24 protein-coding genes, 2 pseudogenes and 1 riboswitch are annotated in these 24,822 nt (G+C 69.8%); of the genes and pseudogenes, 15 read left to right on the top strand and 11 right to left on the bottom strand.

Features of this window, described 5'->3' with window-relative positions; genetic code table 11:
• Nucleotides 1–147: 147 nt before the first annotated feature.
• Together ACFWP5_RS28560 and ACFWP5_RS28555 are read left to right on the top strand one after the other, a co-directional pair.
• Entirely contained in the window at nt 148–342 is a 195-nt protein-coding gene (locus tag ACFWP5_RS28560) for a DUF1707 domain-containing protein (protein WP_384162443.1), read from the top strand.
• A 35-nt stretch (nt 343–377) separates the two neighbouring features.
• Nucleotides 378–806 (top strand): hypothetical protein, encoded by a 429-nt coding sequence (locus ACFWP5_RS28555; RefSeq protein WP_384162440.1) that lies wholly within the window; start codon nt 378–380, stop codon nt 804–806.
• 64 nt (nt 807–870) lie between these two features.
• Here the strand turns inward: ACFWP5_RS28555 and ACFWP5_RS28550 are convergent, their stop codons facing one another.
• From ACFWP5_RS28550 to ACFWP5_RS28540, 3 genes are all read right to left on the bottom strand, one after another.
• Nucleotides 871–1,674, bottom strand: a complete 804-nt coding sequence (locus ACFWP5_RS28550) for an SAM-dependent methyltransferase (RefSeq protein ID WP_384162437.1) — start codon at nt 1,672–1,674, stop codon at nt 871–873.
• Nucleotides 1,675–1,783: 109 nt separating this feature from the next.
• Nucleotides 1,784–2,626, bottom strand: coding sequence for a universal stress protein (locus ACFWP5_RS28545; protein ID WP_384162434.1), 843 nt, complete (start codon nt 2,624–2,626; stop codon nt 1,784–1,786).
• 130 nt (nt 2,627–2,756) lie between these two features.
• Entirely contained in the window at nt 2,757–3,560 is an 804-nt protein-coding gene (locus ACFWP5_RS28540; RefSeq protein ID WP_384162430.1) for an SDR family NAD(P)-dependent oxidoreductase, read from the bottom strand.
• 128 nt (nt 3,561–3,688) lie between these two features.
• On the opposite strand from ACFWP5_RS28540, the gene ACFWP5_RS28535 reads away from it, so the two are divergent.
• The gene (locus tag ACFWP5_RS28535; protein WP_384162427.1) at nt 3,689–4,636 is read left to right on the top strand and encodes a LysR family transcriptional regulator; all 948 of its coding nucleotides are present in this window, start codon (nt 3,689–3,691) and stop codon (nt 4,634–4,636) included.
• A gap of 168 nt (nt 4,637–4,804) precedes the next feature.
• A riboswitch (cobalamin riboswitch) is annotated at nt 4,805–5,018 on the top strand.
• Between the two features lie 2 nt (nt 5,019–5,020).
• A pseudogene (locus tag ACFWP5_RS28530) lies at nt 5,021–5,612 on the top strand (ABC transporter ATP-binding protein); the annotation flags it as partial.
• A 46-nt stretch (nt 5,613–5,658) separates the two neighbouring features.
• Here the strand turns inward: ACFWP5_RS28530 and ACFWP5_RS28525 are convergent.
• Entirely contained in the window at nt 5,659–6,438 is a 780-nt protein-coding gene (locus ACFWP5_RS28525) for an SDR family NAD(P)-dependent oxidoreductase (RefSeq protein WP_384162424.1), read from the bottom strand.
• A 139-nt stretch (nt 6,439–6,577) separates the two neighbouring features.
• Between ACFWP5_RS28525 and ACFWP5_RS28520 the strand changes: the two genes are divergently transcribed.
• The 5 genes from ACFWP5_RS28520 (at nt 6,578) to ACFWP5_RS28500 (ending at nt 10,462) form a co-directional block, all read left to right on the top strand.
• Complete coding sequence (locus tag ACFWP5_RS28520; protein ID WP_384162421.1) at nt 6,578–6,814, top strand: hypothetical protein; 237 nt, start codon at nt 6,578–6,580, stop codon at nt 6,812–6,814.
• Nucleotides 6,814–7,191, top strand: coding sequence for a toxin Doc (locus ACFWP5_RS28515; protein ID WP_384162418.1), 378 nt, complete (start codon nt 6,814–6,816; stop codon nt 7,189–7,191). Before ACFWP5_RS28520 ends, ACFWP5_RS28515 begins: the two co-directional genes overlap by 1 nt.
• A 73-nt stretch (nt 7,192–7,264) precedes the next feature.
• Complete coding sequence (locus ACFWP5_RS28510) at nt 7,265–8,221, top strand: GlxA family transcriptional regulator (RefSeq protein WP_384162415.1); 957 nt, start codon at nt 7,265–7,267, stop codon at nt 8,219–8,221.
• A gap of 117 nt (nt 8,222–8,338) precedes the next feature.
• A complete protein-coding gene (gene gap, locus ACFWP5_RS28505) occupies nt 8,339–9,337 on the top strand; it encodes a type I glyceraldehyde-3-phosphate dehydrogenase (RefSeq protein ID WP_384162412.1) in 999 nt (332 codons plus the stop codon).
• Nucleotides 9,338–9,424: 87 nt separating this feature from the next.
• Nucleotides 9,425–10,462 (top strand): P1 family peptidase, encoded by a 1,038-nt coding sequence (locus ACFWP5_RS28500; protein WP_384162452.1) that lies wholly within the window; start codon nt 9,425–9,427, stop codon nt 10,460–10,462.
• Nucleotides 10,463–10,473: 11 nt separating this feature from the next.
• Here ACFWP5_RS28500 and ACFWP5_RS28495 read toward each other — a convergent pair whose 3' ends face one another.
• The 4 genes and pseudogenes from ACFWP5_RS28495 to ACFWP5_RS28480 form a co-directional block, all read right to left on the bottom strand.
• Entirely contained in the window at nt 10,474–10,965 is a 492-nt protein-coding gene (locus tag ACFWP5_RS28495) for a GNAT family N-acetyltransferase (RefSeq protein WP_384162409.1), read from the bottom strand.
• Nucleotides 10,966–10,990: 25 nt separating this feature from the next.
• Complete coding sequence (locus tag ACFWP5_RS28490; protein ID WP_384162406.1) at nt 10,991–11,176, bottom strand: hypothetical protein; 186 nt, start codon at nt 11,174–11,176, stop codon at nt 10,991–10,993.
• Nucleotides 11,177–11,289: 113 nt separating this feature from the next.
• A pseudogene (locus tag ACFWP5_RS28485) lies at nt 11,290–12,828 on the bottom strand (CocE/NonD family hydrolase); the annotation flags it as partial.
• Nucleotides 12,829–12,903: 75 nt separating this feature from the next.
• Complete coding sequence (locus tag ACFWP5_RS28480; protein ID WP_384162403.1) at nt 12,904–13,512, bottom strand: TetR/AcrR family transcriptional regulator; 609 nt, start codon at nt 13,510–13,512, stop codon at nt 12,904–12,906.
• 179 nt (nt 13,513–13,691) lie between these two features.
• On the opposite strand from ACFWP5_RS28480, the gene ACFWP5_RS28475 reads away from it, so the two are divergent.
• The 4 genes from ACFWP5_RS28475 (at nt 13,692) to ACFWP5_RS28460 (ending at nt 15,982) form a co-directional block, all read left to right on the top strand.
• On the top strand, nt 13,692–14,054 hold the full coding sequence (locus ACFWP5_RS28475; RefSeq protein ID WP_384162400.1) for an ArsR/SmtB family transcription factor: 363 nt from the start codon (nt 13,692–13,694) through the stop codon (nt 14,052–14,054).
• A complete protein-coding gene (locus tag ACFWP5_RS28470) occupies nt 14,038–14,589 on the top strand; it encodes an SRPBCC family protein (RefSeq protein ID WP_384162397.1) in 552 nt (183 codons plus the stop codon). Before ACFWP5_RS28475 ends, ACFWP5_RS28470 begins: the two co-directional genes overlap by 17 nt.
• A complete protein-coding gene (locus ACFWP5_RS28465) occupies nt 14,589–15,254 on the top strand; it encodes a dihydrofolate reductase family protein (RefSeq protein WP_384162394.1) in 666 nt (221 codons plus the stop codon). Before ACFWP5_RS28470 ends, ACFWP5_RS28465 begins: the two co-directional genes overlap by 1 nt.
• A 296-nt stretch (nt 15,255–15,550) precedes the next feature.
• Nucleotides 15,551–15,982, top strand: a complete 432-nt coding sequence (locus tag ACFWP5_RS28460) for an ester cyclase (RefSeq protein ID WP_384162391.1) — start codon at nt 15,551–15,553, stop codon at nt 15,980–15,982.
• An 11-nt stretch (nt 15,983–15,993) separates the two neighbouring features.
• Here ACFWP5_RS28460 and ACFWP5_RS28455 read toward each other — a convergent pair whose 3' ends face one another.
• Both ACFWP5_RS28455 and ACFWP5_RS28450 read right to left on the bottom strand, forming a co-directional pair.
• A complete protein-coding gene (locus ACFWP5_RS28455) occupies nt 15,994–16,650 on the bottom strand; it encodes a response regulator (protein ID WP_384162388.1) in 657 nt (218 codons plus the stop codon).
• A gap of 102 nt (nt 16,651–16,752) precedes the next feature.
• Nucleotides 16,753–18,498, bottom strand: a complete 1,746-nt coding sequence (locus ACFWP5_RS28450) for a sensor histidine kinase (protein ID WP_384162449.1) — start codon at nt 18,496–18,498, stop codon at nt 16,753–16,755.
• A gap of 767 nt (nt 18,499–19,265) precedes the next feature.
• Between ACFWP5_RS28450 and ACFWP5_RS28445 the strand changes: the two genes are divergently transcribed.
• Entirely contained in the window at nt 19,266–21,902 is a 2,637-nt protein-coding gene (locus ACFWP5_RS28445) for an alpha-L-rhamnosidase C-terminal domain-containing protein (RefSeq protein WP_384162385.1), read from the top strand.
• A 239-nt stretch (nt 21,903–22,141) separates the two neighbouring features.
• Nucleotides 22,142–23,404: an MFS transporter gene (locus ACFWP5_RS28440; protein ID WP_384162383.1), complete on the top strand. Its 1,263-nt coding sequence runs from the start codon at nt 22,142–22,144 to the stop codon at nt 23,402–23,404.
• A gap of 66 nt (nt 23,405–23,470) precedes the next feature.
• On the opposite strand, the gene ACFWP5_RS28435 is transcribed toward ACFWP5_RS28440, so the two are convergent.
• On the bottom strand, nt 23,471–24,727 hold the full coding sequence (locus tag ACFWP5_RS28435) for an acyltransferase family protein (RefSeq protein WP_384162380.1): 1,257 nt from the start codon (nt 24,725–24,727) through the stop codon (nt 23,471–23,473).
• Nucleotides 24,728–24,822: the final 95 nt, after the last annotated feature.

Here is a 24,822-nt window from a genome sequence, read left to right as displayed (position 1 = left end):
GTCCGTGAGCCGTATGAACTGGCGGCCGGGACACGGTTGTTGTCGCGATCGGGCCACCTTGGATACGCGTCGCGATACAGCGTTGGTCTTCTGTTCGCGCCGCTGCCCGCGTCGCGCGGAGACGTCGGACAGGATCAGGACGGAAGTATGTCGGGAGAGATTTCGCCCACCGGGAAGGGTTCCGGCCCCGACCCCGCCCCCGGCTCGTCGCCCGAGTTGCGGGCCTCCCATGCGCACCGGGACCGGATGGTGGACGTGCTGCGGATCGCGGCGGGGGACGGCCTGTTGACCGCGGAGGAGTCGGACGAGCGCCTGGAGCCGCCCTGTCGGCGCGCACTCTGAGCGAACTGACCGCGCTCACCGCTGACTTGCCGCCCGTGTCGGCCACGGTCGGCGGCACCGGAGCAGAGCCCAAGGACGTGGTCCGGATCGAGCAGGTCCACAGCGGCGCGATCGAGCGCGTGGGGCGCTGGGTGGTGCCGCGGAAGCTGGAACTGGCGGTGACGTACTGCGAGGTGACGCTCGACTTCACCGACGCGGTGATCACGCACGACACCTTGCGGATCGACGTGGGTATGACGGGGAAGACCCTGACGCTGATCACGAGGCCGGACATCGTGGTCGACACCGATGGTCTGCAGCTGGTGCACAGCGGGGTCAAGTACCGCCGGACATCGACGAGTCCTGATACGCCGGTCGTCCTGCGAGTGGAACTGGTCGGTGTGAAGGCACACGGCCGCGTGGTCGTGCGGCCCCCACGTCGCACGTTCGGCCAGTGGCTGCTGCGGAGGCCCGCGTCCCGCTGAGCAGGCACTTGACCCCCTCGTCGTGAACTGTCGGCGGGAGGAGCGTCTCCGCTCGGTCCGAGCCTCACGGTGTGCGGGCGACTCCGACGTACAACGGGATCTGGTCGGTTTCGCTGTGTTGTTCTCCGGGCTCGGGGTGCCAGCGCGCCGCGAGTTCTATGCCGGGGGCGACGAGCTCAAGTCCCTCGAAGAAACTGGTGAATTCACCGCGTGACCGTACTTGTGCGGGTGTACCGCCCTTGCGGTAGACCTCGACGACGCGCTCCCAGGTCTCCGGATCGAAGTCCCCAGTCGCGTGGGAAAGAGCTATGTAGCTCCCGGGCGTCAGGGAGTTGAGCAGTTCACCCACGATGCCACGGGGATCATCCTCGTCCGCCACCAGGTGCAGGAGAGCCACCAGGGACAGGGCGATCGGTTGCTCGAAGTCCAGATGCTCCTTCGCCGCCGCGAGGATCTTTCCCGGCTCTCTCGCGTCGGCCTGGATGTAGGCGGTACTGCCCTCCGGCGTGCTGTGAAGAAGTGCTTCGGCGTGCCTGAGGACTATCGGGTCATTGTCCGCGTAGACCACGCGAGCGCTTGGGTTGATCGCCTGGACCACCTGGTGGAGGTTCGGCCGGGTGGGTATTCCGGTGCCGATGTCCAGGAACTGGCGGATTCCCCGCTCCGCCAACAGCCGCGAGGCGCGGTGCATGAAGTCGCGGTTCACCCGCGCCATTTGTTTGACGGCGGGGAACAAGGAGATCACCTTTTCGGCGGCTGCCCAGTCGACGGGGTAGTTGTCCTTGCCGCCGAGGAAGTAGTCGTACATGCGGGCCGACTGGGGTTTGCTGGTGTCCACGTCGTCCGCGCCGAATCCTGTATCCGTCACTTCGGTTCTCCTGTTACCCAACGGCCGTTGCCACGTGGCGAGTTCAGGCCCGCGAGTGTAGCGGGGACACCACACGAGGCTGGGTCGGGACACCTGTCGGTGCCCGTTCTCACGCGTGATGCGGGACTACGGCCACCGGGCACGCGGTGTGCTCCAGTACGGCGTGCAGGGTGGGGCCGAGTGTCCGGCCCACGCGGCCGATCACCAGGAGTTCCGCCGAGGCCGACGCCTGGACCAGGGCGGCCGCCGGACTCTGGAGGCGGAGATCCTCGTAGACACCCACATGCGGATACTTCTCCCGCCATGACCGCAACGCGTCCGAGAAGCGTTGGGTCTCCTGGTCCTCCCAGCGCCCTCGGTCCTTCTCCGGCGGCGCGTACGGCATCCAGTGTTCGGCGGGCGAGGGCAGTCGCCAGGCGTGTACGACGTGCAGCCCGGTGTCGCGTCGGCAGGCGGCGTCGAAGGCGAACTCGACGACGGCGCCGGGCGGTTCGCCACCATCGACGCCCAGCGTCACACCGTACGGTGACCGCCCGCGGCGGCTGTGCGCGAACCCGCTCGGCACCAGCACCACGGGCCCCGCGGAGCGCTCGGCGACTCCGTGAGCCACGGAACCGAGGGCCAGGCCCGCGAAACCGCCCGAACCGCGCAGCCCGAGGACCGTGCAGTCGGCCTCGGCGGCCAGGGGGAGCAGCGCCGGCACGACCTCTCCGGTGACACCGAACACCTCGGCCCGGAGCTGGGGGTGGTCCTCTGTGAGCGACGTGACGAGGGCGTCGGGAGAGGGTTCGCGGAAGTAGGGCCATGTGGCGAGGAGTTGCTCGTCGGGGAGCGTCGAGACGTGTACGACCCGCAGGGGCAGTCCGCGCAACTCCGCGTCCGTTGCCGCCCAGTCGGCCGCGAGGCGACTGTCCGCGGATCCGTCGACACCGACAACGATCAGGTGGGACATGGCCGTTGGACCTCCATGCGTACGAGTCGTGGCGTCCCACGATCCGCCGCGCCGGGCGTGCCGCACAGGGGTCGGACGGAACCGGAGAGGATTCGAACGGCCCGTCCGCCGAATGGGCTTGAGCTACTGCTCAGCCGAAAGCGGCCAGCGAGACCGGCTGCCACTGGCGCCAAGTGCTCAGCCGCTCCTCGTACAGCGCGGCGACATCGGTGAAGGACTTGCCGAGGAAGACCCTCAGCGGGGGTTTGTCCGCGTCGACGATCCGGAGGATCGCGTCGCGGGTCGCGTGGGGGTCGCCGACCTCGAATTCCGGTGCGGTGGCCGTGCGGACCTCGGCGTAGCCCGGGTGCGGCTCGCTGTGCCGGGCGCCGCGGTCCAGCCAGTCGGTGGCGTAGGGGCCGGGCTCGACATTGGTGACGTGAATGCCGAAGGCGGCCACCTCCTGCGCCAGGGACTCCGACAATCCCTCAAGAGCCCACTTGGAGGCGTGGTACGCACCGATGCCGGGGAACGCGCGTACGCCGCCCTCGCTGGTGACCTGCAGAATCCTGCCCGATCGTTGGGCCCGCATGAAGGGCAGCACGGCCTGTGTGACCCAGACCGCGCCGAAGAAGTTGGTCTCCATCTGAGCCCGGAGTTCGTCCTCCGCCAACTCCTCGACCATGCCGAAATGCCCGTAGCCGGCATTGTTGACGGCGACGTCCAGCGAACCGAAACGCGCGTGGGTACGCCCCACCGCCGCGTGCACCGCGGCACGGTCGGTGACGTCGAGTGGAATCGGCAGTACGGCGTCCCCGTACCGCTCGACCAGGGGAGTCAGCCGACTGACGTCCCGAGCCGTCGCCGCGACACGATCGCCGCGTTCGAGCGCGGCCTCCGCCCACTCGCGGCCGAACCCCCTTGAACTCCCCGTGATGAACCAGGTCCTCGCCATGATCGGTGCTCCCTATGGGTGGTGGATTGCTTGCTCCTGCCACTCCATCGTGCTGCCGCGCAAGGCATTCCACCAGCGATTATCTCGCACAGGAGACATGCGTTCCCGGAATGTGTCAGGATGCCGGCATGGCCGAATTCACCCTCACTGGTCTGCGTGTCGTCCAGGCCGTGGTCGATACCGGATCGTTCACCGCCGCGGCCGATGCGCTCGGATACACGCAGTCGGCGGTGTCCCGTCAGGTGGCGGCGATGGAAGCCGCCGCGGGCGCGCCGTTGTTCGTCCGGGGTGCCCGCGGGGTTGCACCTTCGCCGGCGGGCACGGTGCTCGCCCGCCGAGCCGCGACGGTCCTCAACGAGATCGACGCGGTCGGTACGGACCTCGCGGGGCTGCAGGACCACCTCACCGGACGCGTCGCCGTCGCCGCGTTCCCGGCGGCCGCCGCCGTGCTCGTCCCCAGGGCGTTGGCCCGCCTCCGCGACGAACACCCGGGCCTGATCGTCGAGTTGGGCGAGGCCTCCTCGCCCACGCAGCTGCGCCAACTCCGCGCCCATCGCATCGACATCGCGGTGATCGGCGTGGGACCGGACCTGCCCGCCTACGACTTCGAGGGACTGTCCCGCGAACTGCTCCTGGACGGCGGCCTGTTGCTCGCCGTGCCCGCCAACCACCGGTTCGCCGGCCGGGGAACCGTCCCCGTGACCGACCTGGGGGACGAAGCCTGGATCGTCGGCAAGGGCCTGCGCGACGACCCCCAGTTCGGCGCCTGGCCGACCCTCGACCACCCGCGGATCGCCCACGCCGCCCGCGAATGGCCCACCCGCCTGGGACTTGTCGCCGCCGGTCTCGGCATCGCCGTACTGCCCGAACTCGCCGCCCCGGCCGTCCCCACGGGCGTCCGTACCGTCCAGGTCGACGACCCCGCCTGGCTCGGCCGCGCCACCGTCGCCGTCACGATCCGCGACCGTGCCGCCGAGGTGACGGCCACGGTGGAGGCGCTCCGCCGTGAGGCCGTCGGGCTTCGTGCGGCGCGGCGCAACACCGCACCGGGCAAAGACGTACGGGCCGCGAAGTGACCGCATCGGCGTCGGCCGCCGCCTCGCCGCCGCGCTGATTCTGCCGTACGCCGCCTTCTACGCCGCGGTCAGTGCAGCGGCACCGGCAGCACCAGCAGCACCTTCGTCCCGCAGCCCGCAGCCCGCAGCCCGCAGCCCGCAGCCCGCAGCGGAGTCGGTGGTCGATCTTGATACGTTGTGCGGGCCAGTCGTGCCACAACCGCGGCCAGGGAATCCGGTGGGAATCCGGAACTGACGCGCAGCGGTGAGGGGGACGGGCGGGGCAACAGACGTCACTGGGGCGACGCGGGCCGGCCGAGGGAGTCGGTGTGTGACGCGCCGGGAAGGCGCCCCGTCCGGACGAACCCGAGTCCGAAGACCTGCTGGCGCCTTCTCGCCCTCGGTGAGGGGGAGAAGGCGCCCGAGGTCGCGCGCCGCGCAACCGCCCGCCGTATCGCCACCGTCGATCAACACACCCACGCCCAGACCGAGTTGACCGTCCGCGAGGTCGTCGCCCTCGGCCGCATACCGCACCGCCGTATCTGGTCACCGGCGTCGGCCGCCGACGCCCGCGCTGTCACCGAGGCCCTGGAGCGCACCGGGCCGATGGACCGAGCCGCCCAGTCCTGGCACACGCTCTTCGTCGGCGAACGCCAACGCGCCCAGATCGCTCGCGCGTTGGCCCAGGAACCCCGCGAGCTCCTGTTGGACGAGCCGACCAACCACCTCGACATCCAGCACCAGTTGGACCTGCTCGACCTGATCGCCGACCTCGCGGTCACCACCGTGATCGCCCTGCACGACCTCAACCCGCGCCGCGATGTACTGCGACCGCCTGCTCGTCCTCAACACCGGCCGCACGGTCGCCGCGGGCACCCCGACCGAGGTCCTCACCCCCGCCCTCATCAAGGACGTCCACGGCGTCCGCGCCGAGGTCGGCCACGATCCCGGTCATCCCGTGATCCGTTTCCTGCGGCGGGGGAGCGGGGGAGCGTAGTGGGTGACTCCCCTCTTCAACTGACCGAGGCGCAACAGGTGTTGGGCTAGTGGACGGAAAATCCACCGTCCACGAAGACCGACTGCGCGGTGACGTAGGCGGAGGCGCGGCTCGCCAGGAACACCGTCGCTCCCGCGAAGTCCTCGGCAAGGCCGTTGCGTCCGATCAGTGTGCGTGCGGCCAGTGCCGTCACCATCTCCGGGTCGGACGACAGTCGTTCGTTGAGCGGAGTCATGACGAAACCCGGGACCAGGGTGTTGCAGGTGACACCGTGCGGCGACCAGGCCTCGGCCTGTGAACGGGCCAGTGACTCCAAGGCGCCCTTGGAGACCCCGTAGGCGCCGCTCTGTGCGAACGCCCGGTGTGCCTGCTGGGAGGTGATGTGGATGATGCGCCCGAAGCCCCGCTCGGCCATGCCGGGACCGAAGCGTTGGCCCAGGAGGTAGGGCGCCTCCAGGTTCAGGGCCATCGTGGTGTCCCACACGTCCTCGCTCAACTCGCCCGGCGGCGGGCGCAGGTTGATCCCGGCGCTGTTCACGAGGATGTCCGGTTCCCCGAACACCTCGGCTGCCGCTTCTGCCGCCGCCCGGACGCCGTCCCGGGTCCCCAGATCGCCGCTCACCCACGCCGCCCGGCATCCCTCCGCCGTCAACTCGTCGACCGTGGCGGTCAGTTCCGGCTCCTTGCGCGCCACCACGACCACTTCCGCCCCGGCCCGCGCGAGCGCCCCGGCGGCGGCCCGGCCGATGCCGGAACTACCGCCTGTCACGACGGCGACTCGGCCGTCCAGCGAGAACAGTTCGGAGAGGTAGTCGCGAGAGATCATCCCCGCAGCCTAGGCGCCGGGCCCGGGCGGACAAGCCGGACCCCTGTCGGACGTGGGCGGACAGCCCCGCACCCCCTGCCGTATCGGCTCTGAGGGCACGCCCCTCGCACCGGCGGCACCAACTAGGTACCATCGCTGCATGCCATCGTTGAATGTGTCCTTCACCGAAGAGGAACTCAAGGGAGTGCGCGCGGCCGCCGCGGCCGAGGGGAAGAGCCTCAAGCAGTATCTGCACGACCTCGGCGTGCGGGAGATGCAGCGCGGTCAGTTCGTCGCCGGCGCTTCCGTGTGGGCCGAGCGGCTGCGCGGGGAGTTCGACGACGCCTTCCCCGACGAGGTGCCGCCTTCCGAGCGTGACGGGGCCGCGGCCGCCTGATGCACCTGTACATCGACGTCTCCTGGCTGCTCGACGTCCAGGAGGCCGCTCTCGGCCACGAGGACATGTCGGTCTCCGACTACTCCGCGCTCGTGGCCGCCGTATCCCGTCACAAGACCAAGCTGCCGACACTCGCCGCGGCCGATCCGGACGCCGCCTGGCGGGCTGCCGCGCTCATGCACACCATCGTGCGCCTGGAGCCGCTGCCGCACCGCAACAGCCTCTACGCCGCGTTCGTCGCCGCCCAGTACATGGGCCAGTCCGGCGAAGGCATCGACCCGCCCTACGGGGCTATCTCCGACCTCGTCCGCAAGATCCGCGACACCCGCGTCGGTGTCCTCGCCGTCGCCGACCAGCTGCGCTCCTGGAAGGTCTGACCTGCGCAGAGCCGGTACGGGGTCGGGCACGGCTCCCCGAACGGGCGGCCGTGTCCCTGCGTAGGCTGTCTCCGTGTCCACCGCCCGTCTGCGCCGCGTCGCCGTCCTCGTACTCGAAGGCGCCAAGCCGCTCGACGTCGGAATCCCCGCGCAGGTGTTCACGACGCGGGCGAGCATGCCGTACGAGGTGCGGTTGTGCGGTGCGGCGCCGGGGCTGGTGACCGGGGGCGACGGGCTGTCGTACCACGTCGCCGACGGTCTCGACGCGGTGACCTGGGCCGACATCGTGTTCCTGCCCGGCTACCGGTTCCCGGACCGGGAGGACCAGCCGCAGGGTGTCCTGGACGCGCTGATCGCCGCGCACGACCGGGGGGCGCGGCTCGCCGCGATCTCGACCGGTGCCTTCGCGCTCGCCGCCACGGGGCTGCTCGACGGCAAGCGCGCCACGACGCACTGGCACTACACGCGGGCGCTCGCGACGAAGTACCCGCTGGTCCAGGTCGACGAGAACGTCCTGTTCGTCGACGAGGGCAGCGTGCTGACCTCGGCGGGCGCAGCGTCGGGGATCGACCTGTGCCTGCACATCCTGCGCGGCGACCTCGGGGTGGCCGCGTCCAACCACGCGGCCCGGCGCCTGGTCGCGGCCCCCTACCGCAGCGGCGGCCAGGCGCAGTACGTGCCGCGCAGCGTGCCCGAGCCCCTCGGTGAACGGTTCGCCGCCACCCGTGAGTGGGCGCTGCACCGGCTCGGCGAGCCCCTCACCCTGGAGACGCTGGCCCGGCAGGCGGCGGTCTCACCGCGCACCTTCTCGCGGCGCTTCGTCGACGAGACCGGCTACACGCCGATGCAGTGGGTCATGCGCGCCCGCATCGACATGGCCCGCGAGCTGCTCGAACGGTCCGAGCGCGGCGTCGAGCAGATCGCCGCCGACGTCGGTCTCGGCACCGGCGCGAACCTCCGGCTGCACTTCCACCGCCTCCTCGGTACGACACCGAGCGAGTACCGGCGGACCTTCGCGCAGGGGGAGTAGCCCCGCCCTCGCCCTGTTCCGTGGGGTGGCGAAATCCTTTTGAACCATGGCGATCACGCCACTGTCCGCGACGATTGCCGCGCGCGAGCCTGGTGGGGAACCGAAGGGACTTACCTCATGACTCGCATTGCCATCAATGGATTCGGCCGCATCGGACGCAATGTGCTGCGCGCCCTGCTCGAACGCGACAGCGACCTGGAGGTCGTTGCCGTCAACGACCTGACGGAGCCGGCCACTTTGGCGCGGCTGCTCGCCTTCGACACGACGTCCGGCCGGCTCGGTCGCCCCGTGACCGTCGACGGGGACACCCTTGTCGTCGACGGCCGGCGCATCAAGGTCCTCGCCGAGCGGGAACCGGCGGACCTGCCCTGGACCGAGCTCGACGTCGACCTTGTGCTGGAGGCCACGGGCCGTTTCACGTCCGCCAAGGCGGCCCGCGCCCACCTCGACGCGGGCGCGCGGAAGGTACTCGTCAGCGCGCCCTCGGACGGGGCCGACGTCACGCTCGCGTTCGGGGTCAACAACGACGCCTACGACCCGGCCACGCACACGATCGTCTCGAACGCCTCCTGCACGACCAACGCGCTGGCCCCGCTCGCCGCGGTGCTCGACGAACTCGCCGGTATCGAGCACGGCTTCATGACCACGGTGCACGCCTACACGCAGGAGCAGAACCTGCAGGACGGCCCGCACCGCGATGCCCGGCGTGCCCGGGCCGCCGCGGTCAACATCGTTCCGACCACGACGGGCGCCGCCAAGGCAATCGGGCATGTACTGCCGAACCTGGAGGGCAAGTTGTCAGGCGACTCGATCCGTGTGCCCGTGCCGGTGGGCTCGATCGTCGAACTCAACACCACCGTCTCCCGCGACGTGACCCGCGAGGACGTGCTGGCGGCCTACCGCACCGCGGCCGAGGGCCCCCTCGCGGGCGTGCTCGAATACTCCGACGACCCGCTGGTCTCCTCCGACATCACGGGCAACCCTGCCTCGTCGATCTTCGACTCCGCGCTCACCCGCGTCGACGGCCGCCATGTGAAGGTCGTCGCCTGGTACGACAACGAGTGGGGCTTCTCCAACCGTGTGATCGACACGCTCGAACTCCTCGCCGCGGGCTGACCTGCCGCGCAGCTGAGTTGATCGCCGGGGCTGGGGGACTTGTGGGTGCCGTACTGTCTGGCCATGCCCGTGCCGCCAAGCCTCCTAATGCCCCCTGTGCCCCGCCGAGCCCGTCAACTCGGGCTCGGCGTCGGTGACTTGCCCACGGGTACGCACAACGCGATCACGGACGTGCCCGGCATCCGCGTCGGACACACGACACTGATCCGCCCGCCGCGCGTGCACAGCGGCGTCACCGCGATCGTGCCCGACGGAGTGGGTCCCGGCAGTCCGTTGCCCGCCGGGGTGTTCGCGGGCAACGGCTACGGCAAGTTCCTCGGCACCACACAGATCGCCGAACTCGGCGCACTCGAGACCCCCGTGCTGCTCACCTCGACCCTGTCCGCCTTCCGGGTCGCGGACGCCCTGGTCGGCTGGATCCTGGAACGGCCCGAGGGCGCCGACGCACGGAGCGTGAATCCGGTGGTGGGGGAGTGCAACGACGGACTCCTGTCCGACATCCGGTCGCGTCCCGTCCGGGAGGATCACGTCCGCGCCGCACTTGAGTCCGCGTCCGCAGGGCCGGTCGCCGAGGGGTCGGTGGGCGCGGGCACCGGGATGACCGCGCTCGGCTTCAAGGCCGGCATCGGCACCTCGTCGCGCCGCGTGCCGGTCGCGGGCCAGGAGGCCACGCTCGGGGTACTGGTGCAGGCCAACTTCGGTGGAACGCTACGGGTGTTGGGCCGTACGGTCACGCCTGCCGACGTGGGCGTCCCCGCCGAGGATTCCGCTCCCGGCCCGGAGACGGGCTCCTGCATGATCGTGACCGCCACCGACACGCCGCTGGACGCCCGCCAGTTGACCCGGCTCGCCCGCCGCTCCGTGTACGCGCTGGCCCGGGTCGGCGCCGGTTACGGCAACGGCAGCGGCGACTACGGCCTCGCCCTGGGCACCCATTTCCTGGGCACGCCCGCCGGGCCTGCGGTGGTGCCCGATGCCGGGCTCGATCCTCTGTTCAGCGCGGTGCTGGACGCCGTAGAAGAGGCGGTTCTCAATTCGCTGTTGACCGCGACCCGGGTCACGGGGCCGGGCGGGCATACGAGGTATCCGCTGCCTGCGGCGCAGCTTCTTGCCCTGTTGGGGTGATCGTTCCCGGCCTAGACGTCGCGCTGGTACCAAGTGCCTTGCTTGCCACCGAGGTTGGACGGGTGGGCGGGGCCGTCCGGGCTGAAGCCGGCCTTGGTCAGCACCTTTTGGGACGCGATGTTCTGGTGGGAGGTGGCCGCTCTGAGCGTGCGCAGGCCGTGTCGTGAGGCCGCCAGTCGGCAGAGTTCTCCGACGGTCGCGGTCGCCACGCCGCGGCCGGTGACGTGCTGCGCCACCCGGTAGCCGAGTACCGCGGTGTCTCCCTCGATGATGTCGAACAGGTTGAATCTGCCGAGGACCGAGCCGTCCTCGGCGACGAGCACGTAGAAGGCGCAGACGCCGGCCTCCTGCTCGGCCAGCAGCGCGTCGTAGCGGGCGGTGAACTCGTCGAAGTAGGCGTCGCCGCGGTCGGAGATCGAGGTGGCGAAGTAGGCGCGGTTCGCCGACTCGAAGGCCAGGACCGCCGGGGCGTGGTCGGCACGGAGTCGCTGTAGTTCGGGCATGTTCCGGACCTGTTCGGGGAGTTGGTTATTTTCTGACGAGGAAGCGTGTGCCGTCCGAGTACAGATAGCTCGCGTACATGCGCTCGGTGGGCTCCTGGCCCGTCCAGGTCAGTCCCTCGGTCAACCAGCGCACCACGCCGGGATCGACCGGGCGGATCTCGCCGGAATCGAAGGTGTGATGGCGCTGCGGGCATTCGACTTCGCTGGGCATGCGGGCCATTGAAGCCCGTCAGCCCCTTGAGCCACATCGGCCTGAGGTCGTAAGGGATGCCCGGATGGTTCTACGGGATGTCCTCTAGCGCGTAAGTGGCGCACTCGGTGTGGTCAGTTCGGTCGCCGGAGCGGCAGGATCACCGCGGAGGGGTGGGCCGGGGAGTGGAGTACTTGCTGGTCGGCGGCGCGGAGGGTGGTGGCGGTCGCCCGTGGTTCACCGGTGCCGAGGTTGCGGTTGCAGCGGGGGAAGGCGCCGCTGGAGACCTGGACGCGGATGCGGTGGCCGCACTTGAAAAGGTAGGCCGTCGGCCACAGTCGGACCGTCGCGCAGGTCGTCTCGTCGGCGTCGGTGAGGCTGATCAGACCGTCGCAGACGTTCGTGGAGCGCCCCTCCTCGTCGACGTCGCAGAGACGGACGAACACGTCGGCGTACGGCAGGCTGGAGCGGAAGAAGATCTCGGCGCTCACCTCGCCGATGACCTCGACGTCCGTGTCCAGGGCGGGAGTTGTGTAGGTGAGGACGTCCGGGCGGGCCTCCAGATCGGTGTTGTCGACGCGGCCCGACTTGACGACCGCCATGCGGACGCCACCGACGGCGGGGGTGGGGTCGGCCGGGTCGTAGTGGTACGTGTCCGGGGCGGACTCGTCCGGTGGGTCGGCGGCCAGGACGCCGGCGGGGTGGAGGTGGAGGCGCTGCGGGTCGTAGCCCGGCGGAGGCCAGGACGGGAAGTCGCGCCAGGTGTCCTCGCCCATCACGAACAGGCGCACCGGGGCGCGGTCGGACGGCTTCTCGCCGCGGGCGTGGGCCAGACCGAAGTCGAGGGCCTCGGCGGTCGCCGTCGCGCCGACGCCCATGGAGATGTGCGCCCACGGGCCGACGGTGAGTCGCGCCTCCCGCCCCGCGCCCTGCAGTGCCTGGTAGTCGCGGAGTTGGCCAGGCAGGAAGATGTCGTACCAGCCGCCGATCGTGCTGACCGGCACGGTGAGGTCGGCGACCCGGGAGCTGTGGTCGAGCACGGACCAGAACGGTGAGTCGGCGTCGTGGTCGAGGGTGTTCTGGAAGTAGTCGGAGCGGCGTCCGATGGCGGCGGTGTCGGCCTCGTTCAGCGGCAACGTGTACCAGGCGCGGTGCTCCTTCCGAATACGGAGTACCTGGTGGAGCGTGGCTCCCCGCCGTTCCTGGCCCGCGACCTGGAGGCCCCAGCCGAAGGTCGCCTCCAGGGAGAACGACTCCTTGCGGAGGAACTCCAGAGTGAAGGCGGATTCGGAGACCGAGGGGATCAACGCCTTCACCTGCGGCGGCAGTTGGCCGGCCACGGACCACTGGGCGAAACCCAGGTAGCTGCCGCCGTAGAGCAACCGCCTCGCCGCACCAAGGCTGCTCGACGAGCCACTCCAGGGTGTCGAGACCGTCCTCGCGTTCGCGGCGCAAGGGGTCGAAGTCGCCGCCGGAGCCGAAGGTGCCGCGCGTGCTCTGGATCAGGACCTGGAACCCTCGTTCGGCCAGGGGCCTGGCCACTTGCGCGGCGATCATGCCCGTCCTGCCGTACGGGATGCGGATGAGCGCGGTCGGCAGGTCGGCGGAGCCGGACTTCGGGGTCCAGCGGTCGGCCAGCAGGACGGCTCCGTCGCGCATCGGCACCCGCAGATCGCTCTCGACGGTGAGATCTCTGGTCGAGGGCGGGGGCAGGTGCAGCAGGCGCTGGATGAGATGACTGCTGAGGTTCATCGGGCGTGGTCTCCGTCTGGCGGACCTTGGTGACTGAAGGTGAGGGTGGACGCCAGGCGGAGCAGACGGTTCGTCAGCTCCTCGGGGTCGAGGGGGTCCGTGCCCTTGATCACCCAGTTGTTCACGAGGGTGGCCGCGCCGCCCGCGATGAACTCCGACAGGTCGTCCGCCGTCCGCTGGTCCAGCTCGCCGAACAGCTTCCGGACGGCCGGCCTGTTGAGGGAGCTGAAGAGTCTGTTGAGCGTGCTGGTCATGGCGAAGGCGCAGGAGCCGGTCAGCATCGGGCGGTAGAAGTCGCGGTGCGCCGCGAAGTGCTGCGCCAGCGCCGCCACCCCCTCGGAGGCGTCGCCACCGTCTGCGGCCCGGGGGAGCAGCTCTCGTCTCACCAGGTCGATCGCGGCTTCCGTCAGGAGGGTGTCGCGGTCTCCGAACTGCAGGTAGACGAGGCGGCGGCTGACGTCCGCGGCCTCGGCGAGATCGGTGACCGGGATGTCCGTGGTACCGCGCTCGGACACGAGGCGCACCGCGGCCGCCATCAGGGCCGCACGGGAGCGCCGGACCCTTCTGTCCTGGGTGCCGGATTCCTGGATCGGGTCGAGCTGCATGCGGTTACGTTATGCAGATGAGAATAAATGCACATGTGTGCATTTTCTCTGGGGTGGGCTACGGACCTCGTAGCGGGCTCCCATCTGCCGGACAGTTCCAGTCGGTCATTCGGCCCCTCCTGTGATGCGGCCGGGCGGCGACACGTTGACACATTCCGATATAGGCATACGATGGCGCCATGGCACGAGCGGCGACGACCTCGGACGCGTTCAACGCGATCGCCGAACCGCAGCGGCGGGAGATCCTGCTGCTGTTGCGGAGCGGCGAGCGGCCGGTGACCGACCTGGCGCGGGACCTGGGGATGACCCAGCCGCAGGCGTCCAAGCACCTGCGGGTCCTCCGGGAAGTCGGGCTCGTGCGGGTGCGCGGGGCGGGCAAGCAGCGGCTGTACGACCTGGACGCCCGCGGGCTGCGGCCGGTCCACGAGTGGGTGGGCGGCTTCGAGCGGTTCTGGAGTGAGAGCTTCGACCGGCTGGATGAGTACGTGCAGGACCTGAAACAGGCAAGACGGGAGGAACTACCGGATGGCGACGACCAGTAGCGGCGGCGAGCCCGAACACGCGACCGTGGATCGCGAGATCGTGATGTCCCGGGTCATCGGCGCACCACGGGAGCTGGTGTTCGAGGCGTTCACGCGAGTCCGGCACCTGTCGCGGTGGTGGGGACCGGAGGGTTTCACGACCACGACGCGGTCCTTCGACTTCCGCGTCGGCGGGGCCTGGGACTTCGTGATGCACGGGCCGGACGGGACGGACTACCAGGAGTGGATCACCTGGCGGGAGATCGTCCCGCCGGAGCGGATCGCCCTGCTGCACGGCGAGTCCCGCGACGACCCGAACGCCTTCGAGTCGGTCCTGGCCTTCGAGCCGGCCGGCGACGAGACCCGGATCGTGATGCGCACGGTGTTCCCCACCAAGGAACTCCGCGATGAAGCCGTGGAGAAGTACCACGCGATCGAGGGCGGCGAGCAGACGCTGAGCAACCTGGCGGCCTACGTCGCCGAACTCACCTGGAACGGGACCACCCAGACCGAGACCACCCAGACCCAGACCACACCGAAGGGAGCGGAGGACTGATGGCCGGAAAGGTGTTCTTCAGCGTGACGATGTCGCTCGACGGCTTCATGGCGCCGGAGGCCGTGCCCGTCGAGGACGTCTTCTCGCCCGAAGGCCAGAACGACCCGAGGGTCCGGCGCTGGATGGCGAAGTGGTCGGAGCTGCAGGCGTGGGTGTTTCCGCTGCGGTTCTTCCGGCAGAACCTGAAGCTGGGCGAGGGCGGCGAGGAAGGACTCGACAACGACATCGCACGGGCGACGTACGAGCGCACCGGCGCGAGCGTCATGGGCAAGCGCATGTTCGACGGCGGCGAGCTGGCATGGCCGGAGGAGGCGCCGTTCCACACCCCGGTGTTCGTCGTCACCCACACCAGGCGTGACCCGTGGGAGCGGCCGGGCGGCACCACCTTCCACTTCGTCAACGACGGCATCGAGAGCGCGCTGCTCCAGGCCCGCGAGGCCGCAGGCGACCGCGATGTGCGCATCGCCGGCGGCGCCGAGACGATCCAGGAGTACCTGGACAACGGCCTGATCGACGAGTTCTCGATCACGCTCGCGCCCGTGCTGTTCGGCACCGGCATCCGCCTGTTCGACCGCGTGGACCCCGCCCGCCTCGCGCTGAACCAGGCTCGCACGGACGCATCGTCCCGGGTGACCCACCTGACCTACACCGCCGCGAAACGCTAGCCCGCGTTCCCGAAGCGTGCGGTGCCGGCGTGTCACCGCAGGGCGAGGTGCCGGTCGGTCAGGTCAGCTCGTCCGTCAGGTCGCCGCGGAAAGGGGAATCTCGCGGCGTGCACGTCGAAAGGGGTCAACCGGAGCCGCCGCCATGGTGACCCCGGCCTGCACGACCGGCCCTCAACCCCCACACCATCACCCACGAACCGGCCGAGCTGGACTTCCGCATCAACCGGCGCACCGTCACCCCTCACCACCCCTTGCCTCACCACCTCGCACCTCCCCCCGCAGACAAGGAGAGCCCCATGACCGTGACCAGCGTGAGCGAGGCCGCCAAAGCAGTGGTCCGGCGCAATACCGAGGAGGTCCAGGGCGGCGGCGACTACGAGCTGTACGACGAGTTGTTCGCCGACGACTTCGTCGACCACACCCCGCAGCCCGGCCGTAGCCCCGACAAGGCGGGTGCCCTGGAGCTGTACAAGGTGCTGCGGGCCGCGTTCCCCGACTTCCACGCGGTGATCCACTGGCAGGCGGCCGAGGGCAATCTCGTGACCACGTACAAGACTTACCACGGCACGCACGAGGGGGAGTTCTTCGGTATCGCGCCCACCGGCAGGGCGATCCGGTTCGAGACCGTCGACGCCATGCGCGTGGTCGACGGGAGGATCACCGAGCACTGGGGCGTGGCCAACCTCTTCTCCCTCATGGAGCAGTTGGGAGCCGGGCCCGGCGGCTGATGAGCCGCGGATCAGCTCGGCCCCAACCCCGCGTCCCTCGCCAACAGCGCCGCCTGCACCCGGTTCTCGCACCGCAGCTTCGTCAGGATCCGGCTGACGTACGTCTTCACCGTCGCCTCGCTCACATGGATCCGCTCGCCCGCGTCGGCGTTCGACAAGCCCTCGCCCAGCAGCGCGAGCACTTCGAGTTCCCGGGAGCTGAGCGACTGCAGACGTCGGCGCGCCTCCTCGCCGCGCGCCGCCGCCTGTCCCGAGGCGAGCTGGTCGACCACGTGGCGCGTGGCGGCCGGTGACAGATACGCGTCCCCGGCCGCGGCCGCCCGTACCGCCTGGATCAGTTCGGCCGGCGCCGAGTCCTTCAGCAGGAACCCGGCGCCGCCGTGGCTCAGCGCACGCAGCACGTTCTCCCGCTCGCCGAACGTCGTCAGGATCAGCGGACGTACGGCCGGTGCCGCGCGCCGCAGTTCGGCCAGTGCGGACAGTCCGTCCAGCACGGGCATCTGGATGTCGAGCAGGGCCACGTCGACGGCGTGGGCGCGGACCAGGTCGACCGCCTCCCGGCCGTTGGCCGCCTCCGCCACGACGTCGATGTCGTCGGCGGAGGTGAGGATCATCCTGATACCCGCCCGGATGAGCGGTTCGTCATCCGCGACGAGGACTCTGATCACAACTCTCCTGCACGACTTGCGACGGGGACGACGGACGGCCCGCAACTACGACGGACGGCTCATGACTACCACGGACGGCCCATGGTTAGGACGTGGACATGACTACGAGGTGGACATGAAGGCCCGCTTCTCGATGAGTCTGCCGTCCTTGAAGCAGAAGCGGTAGGCAGGCATGTCGTCTCCCTTGTCCGGCCCGTTCCCCGTCGAGAGGTACGACGAGCAGGTCGCTCCCCGCGGTACGGCGGGCGCCTTGTCGTCCAGGGCCGGGGCCAGGAACGACTTGCCGTGCGGCAGCTTGGCCCGTACGGCCGTCTCGGTGTCCCCGACCTTCACCGAGTTGTAGACCGACGGATCGAGCATGAGCCGGTCGGACTCCTTCTCCACCAGGTTGAAGACCAGCACGACGGCAAACACCCCGAGAACCAGGAAGGTCAGCAGTGCGGCGCCGCATCCGATCACGAGGCCCTTCTTCTTGCGTCCCATGGCGATGTCGAACTCCTTCTGCCTGTCCGGCGCACCGGACCAGTCGATGTCCGCACCACCGTCGCCGGGCACTGCCCCCTCGCTCTGCCCCCGGAAGTCGTTCACCGCATCGACGAAGGTCGCTCCGTCCGGCCCCGAGTCCGCCGGCCACCGGCCGCTCTCCGACGCGCGCGGCGACCGGGGACCGTAGGGCAGGACGCCCGCGATGCGGAACCCGCCGTCCGCCGCGGGCCCCGCATGCACCATGCCGCCGACCAGCCGGGCCCGTTCCTGAAGCCCCGTCAGCCCCTGCCCGCCGCTCACCACGGGCCGCCGTACGGCTGAAGTCGTCACGGGTACCGGCCCGTTGGCGACCTCGACGACCAAGGAGTCCGGCTCGTAGCGCAGTTCGACGGCGATCGAGGCGCCCTGCGCGTGCTTCAGGGCGTTGGTCAGCGCCTCCTGCACGATCCGGAACGCGGCGTGGTCGGCGGCGGGAGCCAGCGGACGTGCCTGGCCCGTGCGCCGCAGCGCTACGACCGTCCGCGCGCCCCGCGATGCGTCCACCAGGCCGTCGATCCCCGCCACACCCCGGGACTGGGGCTCCAACTCGCCCTCGTGCTCCCGCACTTGATCGGGTGTGCCGTCACGCAGGATGCCGACCGCCTCCCGCAGTTCGTGCATCGCGGACACGGACGCGTCCCGCAGCACGCCCACCACCTCACGCTGCCCGCCGGTCAGGTCCCGGTCGACCTCCAACGCGCCCGTGTGGACGGCGATCAGCGCCAGTTGGTGGCCGAGGCTGTCGTGCATGTCCTGCGCTATGCGCTGCCGCTCCCGCAGCCGCGCGTGGGACGCGATCATCTCGCGCTCGCGCAGCAGTTGGGCGTTGTGCTCGTGCAACGCGTGCAGGAGCGTGCGGCGTTGGGCGCGGTTGCGACTGGCCAGGCCGGGCACGACCGTCGTCGCCAGGAACGCGAGCGTGGTGAACACCAGTGTCTGCAGGGCGGACAGCGGCTGCGTGGGATGGCGGACGGACAGCCCCACGAAGAGGACGTACGTGGTGGTGCACAGCGCGAGTGCCCGCCGCGGCGCCTCGATCCTGGCCCCCGCCGACCAGCTCACCACCATCAGCACGATCCCGAAACCACTGAGCAGACCGCCGAGCGTGCCGGTGACGACCAGGACGCTCGCCGGGAAGAACCGCCGTAGCGGCGAGAGCACCGCGGCCGCCACCGCCGCGACGGTCATCCGCAGCGCGCCGTCGCCCGTCTGGCTCACCGCCATGCCCAGGGCCAGGACGACGGCAAGCACCGTCTCGCCGACGATCCGCCGCCGGGACCACATGCGTGCCGCGCCCAGCCGGCTCCGGACATCGAGGGCCATCGTCTTCACGTTCACGCGCCAACGGTATGCACCAACGCCCGCGCGCACAGCATCCGTTCGTCGCATCCACGAACGACGAAAGTCGTACGGTCCGAGCGTCACGCGGGCTCGCCCACGCGCTGTTCCCGGGTCCGACAGCCGCCGTTCTTGAAGGACTTGACTGGCACTGGACCCTGTACTGGTCGAAGTCGGGCAGATTCATGGTGTCTCCGCTGACCATGGCCCAATTCCCGTCGGAGACAACGCTCTTGATGCCATAGCTGTTCATGCACTGCACCATGGCCCGGACGCGGTCGCTGTAGCGCGGATTCTTCGCCGGATCCATCTCCACCGGCTGCAACGGGTACTTCAACTGGCAGGCCTTGAGCGCGGGGCTGATGGCCGGAGCCTTCGTGCCGGCCGGCACACCGTGTTCCTCAAGACAGTGAGTCCAGGCGTCCCAGAGCCTGTTGAAGTCTTCCTGGTTGTCGTCGACACGGATCCGTACGTGTCCGGCGTCCGGATCGGCAGTTCCGCTCCGGCACGGGTAGAGGGGATGGCGGTGGAGGAGGACATGGCGTCAACGTGCCGTCCACGTATGAAGATCCTGTCAGCGACCGATCAGCGTCCTGTCTGACCGTCCGCCCGTCGTGCGGCACCTCATTCCGGACGGCGCGCATCGGCAACTACTTCTGTCCCGACGCTGTACGGGCATCCGGTGTTCGAGATAGCGTCACCACGCAGCTGCCGAGTGAAACGATTCAATCCATTGCGCTCAAGGGGACAGCATGGCGTCGAACAGCACACCGGACAAAGGCATTTCCCGTCGCGTAGCTCTGGCCGCAGCCGGCACTGTCGGACTCACCGCGGTGTCCCTCTCCACCGGACTCGCCTCGGCGGAGGCGCTCCCCGCCGAGGAAGCCTCCGCTTCCCTCACCGGCAACTCGTCGCGTCGGTCCGGCGGTTGGCACCGCTACGTCCAGGGGCCCTCCTCACGCACGGTCCGCCCGGTGCGGATCACCACGTCGACCGGAGACGTGAAGAACCCCGACGCGCTGCTCAAGCCCGGCGGAGCCAGATCCGTCCTGCGGCGCCCGCAGCCCGCGGCGGCGCCGACCTGGCCCACCGGCACCACGGCCGAGGCATCCTCGGCCCACGCGGGCAACAACGGCAACGACGGACAGCCGCGCACCTACGACGCCACCAACGCGATCGACGGAAACCCGGACACCTTCTGGAACGACGACACCCTGAGCGTGTTCCCCGACGTCCTCACCATCACCGCTCCGCAGGTCACATCCCTGCAGGGCATCACGGTGATCTCCAACAGCGACGGCGTGCCGACCGACTACACCGTCGACGTGTGGCGCGACGGCGACTGGCACACCACCGCCACGGTCACCGGCAACGACGCGGTGCAGAAGGCCGTCCCGTTCACGGAGAAGGTCAGCACCGACCGCGTCCGCATCACGGTGACCCACGCGCAGGAGACCTCGCACGGCAACTTCACCCGGATCAACGAGGTCTGGCCCGCACCGGTCGAGCCGATCCCGATCCCGACTGTCACCGTGGACTTCGGCAAGGTCGTGGTCGGATATCCGCAGATCAGGTTCACCTCCGCCTCCGCCAACTCCCCGGGCGTACGCGTCGCGTTCTCCGAGACCCGCCAATTCCTCACCGACCGCTCGGACTTCACCCGCGCCGACCAGGCGGGCGGCGCCGGACAGGGCACGGACCAGTTCGCCGTACCCGCGAAGGGCGCCAACTGGACCGACCACAAAGGCTTCCAGGCCGGCGACAAGGTGTTCGCGGACGGCCTGCACGGATTCCGCTACCTCAAGATCAGCCTCGACGCGCTCGCCTCGGACAGCCCCGCCGCACAGCCCTGGGGGACGGTCGAAATCGACTCCGTGGCCCTGCAGTTCACCGCGTACGTGGGCACACCGAGCACCTACCGCGGCTGGTTCGTGTGCTCCGACGACGAGTTGAATCGTTACTGGTACGGCGCCGCGTACACCAACGAACTGGTCACCGACACCTTCCGCCAGGACGACGTCGACCCCCGTAACGCGTGGAGCGCCACGCTGGAAGGGAAGTTGGTCCTCCAGGACGGTGCCAAGCGCGACCGCGACCCGTACGTCGGCGACCTCGCCGTCTCCGCGCGCACCCTCTACCTGACCCACGACGACGCATCGGCGGCGGCCCGCAACGTCCTGGCCGACCTCGCCGACCACCAGCGTGCCGACGGCTGGATCCCGCCCGCCTCCATCGGCAACTACACCCTGCCCCTCTTCGACTATCCGCTGTACTGGGTCACTTGCAGCTGGGACTACGTCCTCTACACCGGGGACCGCCAGTACGCGACGCGCTACTACCCGACCCTGCTGAAGGTCCTGGACACCTGGTACCCGAGCGTCACGGACGACGCCGGCCTGCTGAGCAAGGGCCTCAACGGCACCGGCGGATACGGCGACTACGCCTTCCTTGGCCGTACGGGCCGCGTCACCTACTACAACGCGCTCTATGTCCAAGCCCTCCAGAACGCGGCCCAGTTGGCCCGCCTGCTGGGGCAGAAGGCCGACGCCACGCGCTGGAGCACGCGGGCCGACAAGGTCGCCCAGGCCGTCAACTCCCTGCTGTGGGACGCCGATTCAGGTGCCTACCTGGACTCCTCGACGGGCGCCGTACGGCACGCCCAGGACGGCAACTCCCTGGCCGTCGTCACCGGTATCGCGAGTGCCGCCCGCGCCACATCGGCGCTCGCCCATCTCGACGCGACCACGAAACGGCCGTACGGGAACGCCTTCATGGACAACGACACCCTCTTCGACCAGGCATCCCAGCGGGTCTACGCCTTCACCTCCTACCCGGAGATCGAGGCCCGCTTCCTGAGCGGTCAGGCCGGGTCCGCGCTCGACCAGATCCGCCGTATGTACGGCTGGATGGACAAGAACGACCCCGGCATCACCCACTGGGAGGGCATCGGCCCGAACGGCTCGCTCTACGAGGACGCCTACACGAGCATGGCCCACGGCTGGTCCACCGGTGTCCTTCCGGCCCTGACCAACAACCTGCTCGGCGCCCGCCCGACTTCACCCGGATACGCCACCTGGGAGGTACGCCCGCAGCCCGCCGACGTCGACTGGGCGACGGGCCAACTCCCCACCCCGCACGGCCCCTTGGGCGTCGAGTGGGAGAACAGCGCACGCGTCTTCCGCCTCACCGTCCACGTGCCCCGGCACACCCAGGGCTCGGTCGCGCTGCCCGGCGACGCACGCGGCCAACGCGTGAGCGTCGGCCGGCGGACGCTCTGGGACGGGCAGCGGGCATCGAGCCGCGACGTGACCGTGGCCGACGGAACGGTCACCGTGTCGGGCCTGGGCCCGGGCGACCACAGTTTCGTGTCCGAACAGCGCGGCGACTGACCTGTCGGTGTAATGCCGAGGGGCGCCCGCTCCGCGCCAGCGCATCAGGATGAACCGTCCCGGGACAGGCCCAGAGCCTCCTTCGAACCGGGGCGGTTCACCCTGCTGTGAGGACTTGGCGCGGGGTCTGTGAACCGGTCGTGTCCTTTGGCCGATTGTGGCGGGTGTTTTGCCGGTCCTTGCGTTGCCCGCCCCACCGCGCCCACCTAGCCTGACCTGCGGACCAAGGGAGGGCTGGCATGCTGAAGACCGTCCGGGAGCAGGCAGCGGGACTCACCAAGGATCAGCGCAACGCCTTCGTCGCCGCCTACTTGGGCTGGGCGATGGACGCCTTCGACTACTTCCTCGTCGTACTCGTCTACAGCGAGATCGCCGACGACTTCCATGTCTCTCTCACCGACATGGCGTTCCTCACCACGGCAACGTTGGTGATGCGACCGGTCGGCGCCCTCCTCTTCGGTCTGTGGGCCGACCGCAAGGGCCGGCGCACCCCGCTCATGGTCGACGTCGCCTTCTACTCGGTCATCGGATTCGCCTGCGCCTTCGCCCCGAACTACACCGTGCTGCTCGTACTGCGCCTGCTCTACGGCATCGGCATGGGCGGCGAGTGGGGCCTGGGCGCGGCGCTCGCCATGGAGAAGATCCCGGCCGAGCGACGCGGCTTCTGGTCGGGCCTGCTGCAGAGCGGCTACTCGCTGGGCTATCTGCTCGCCGCCGTGGCGTTCTTCGTCATCGAACCCGCCTTCGGCTGGCGCGGGTTGTTCGCCTTCAGCCTGGTACCCGCCCTGGTCGCGCTGTGGGTGCGCACCCGGGTGGAGGAGAGCGAGGTGTGGGAGAAGAGCGTCAAGCTCAACCGGACCCCCGCCTACCAGGTGTTCAAGAACCCCGCGGTGCTACGGCGCTTCGTGTACCTCGTGGCGCTGATGACCGCCTTCAACTGGATGTCGCACGGCACCCAGGACATCTACCCGACCTTCGTCAAGAAGGGCCTGGGCCTGTCTCCGGACACCGCGATCGCCATCGCCGTGGTCTACAACATCGGCGCCATCATCGGCGGCATGGTGCTCGGCGCCTATTCGGAGCGGCTGGGACGCCGTCGCACGATCATGATCGCGGCGGCAGCGGGGCTGGTCGTGGTCCCCTTCTTCGTCCTGTCCACCGCCGTGGGCTGGCTGATGCTCTCGTCCTTCCTGATGCAACTGTGCGTACAGGGCGCCTGGGGCGTCATCCCCGCGCACCTGACCGAGATGAGCCCGGACACGATCCGGGGCTTCTATCCCGGCGTCACCTACCAGCTCGGCAACCTGATCGCCGCCCTCAACCTGCCGATCCAGGAGGCCCTCGCCGAACGCCACGGCTATCCGACGGCGATGGCGTGGACAGTGACGCCCGCCTTGGTCCTGGTGATCGTGCTGAGTGCCGTAGGCAAGGAGGCGAAGGGGATCAGGTTCGGCAGCACGGGAACGGAGGCACCGAGCACTGCGGCGGCGGACCCGGTGTAGGCCCGGCGCCCGGTCCGCGAGTTCCACCTACTTCGACGGCGCGTGCGTGGGTCAGCCGGTCGTCGGTCACAGGACCGGTGAACGTGGTCCCGTGGCGACAACCGGCTCCAGCCGGCGCACGCGGGGCCGGTCTCGTCGTAGCAGGGGCCGTTCGACGAGGGCGTACGAGGCGAGGGCGGCGGCGAGCGTGGCGGCGAGGCCGGCGGGGAGCAGGGCGTCACCGTGCACACCGAGGTTGGAGAGCAGCCGGATGACGGGGTAGTGCCACAGGTACATCCCGTAACTGAGGTTGCGCCCGATCCAGGCCATCGTGGACAGCGACAGCAGGCGGGTGGGCCACGACCGGGGGCACAGTTCCAGCGCGGCCACGACGCAGGCGGTCAGCAGGGCGGCGGCCAGGAAGCCGACCGTGTACCAGACGGGATTCCACCCGCTCACCTCGGTGATCGGGATCTGCCAGGCGATCAGCCCGAGCACCGCGAGCGTGGGCCAGCAGAGCCGACCCGCCCAGCGGCGCAGCGACGCCAGGCGGGGATCGTCGGCGCGCAGCCGGGCCAGGACGAGGGCGAGCAGGGCGCCGATGAGGAGTTGGTCGGCGCGGGTGTCGGGGCCGTTGTAGATACGGTGCGCGGCTGAGGGGTCCCAGAGCACCGTCCGCCAGAGGACCGGCAGGACGCAGAGCACCGCGACACAGGCCAGCACGGCTCGCGCCGTCGCGTGCCGCAGCAGGACGAGCAGCAGGAGCGGCCACGCCAGATAGAACTGCTCCTCCACGCCGAGGGACCAGGTGTGGCTGAGGGGCGCGGTGAGATCCGAGTACGTTCCTGAGTCCCCGGCCCGTACGAGATTGACGACCGATCCCGCGGCCAGGACGGCGGCCACCCACGCCCCGCGGAACAACGGCAGCGCGAACGCCACGGACAACAGGGCGGTGACCGCGCACATCACCAGCAGGGCCGGCATCAGCCGCACCCACCGCCGACGGTAGAACGACCACAGCCCGATGCCGCCGGTACGGGCGTACTCGCCGACCAGCAGCCGCGTGATGACGAAGCCACTGATCGTGAAGAACACGTCGACACCGACCGATCCGCCAGGCACGAGATCCGGCTCCACGTGGTACACGATCACCAACACCACCGCGACCGTCCGCAACCCGTCCAGCCCCGCGACCCGCCCACCACCACGCAGTGCCGACGAAAAGCCCCGCCCGCCGCCTCTGCCCCGTTCCGCGGACGCGGGCACGAGCGGCGGCGCCGCCGCCCGCACATCAGGGCTCTGCTCCGTGGCCTCGTCTACCGTGCTCCGATGGAGGGTGCTCATAACGGCGGCGTCTGCCCAGACCTGCCGAGATCACACAAATTCTTATGGGTCGACCGGCCAGAGCTTTCGTGAGGTGTTGACGGGGAGGCCGGCAA

The sequence above is a fragment of the Streptomyces sp. NPDC058469 genome (genome assembly GCF_042721125.1).
Taxonomy (GTDB): domain Bacteria; phylum Actinomycetota; class Actinomycetes; order Streptomycetales; family Streptomycetaceae; genus Streptomyces.
The sequence above is the reverse complement of the archived record's forward strand: the minus strand, read 5'-3'. Positions and strand labels throughout refer to the sequence as shown.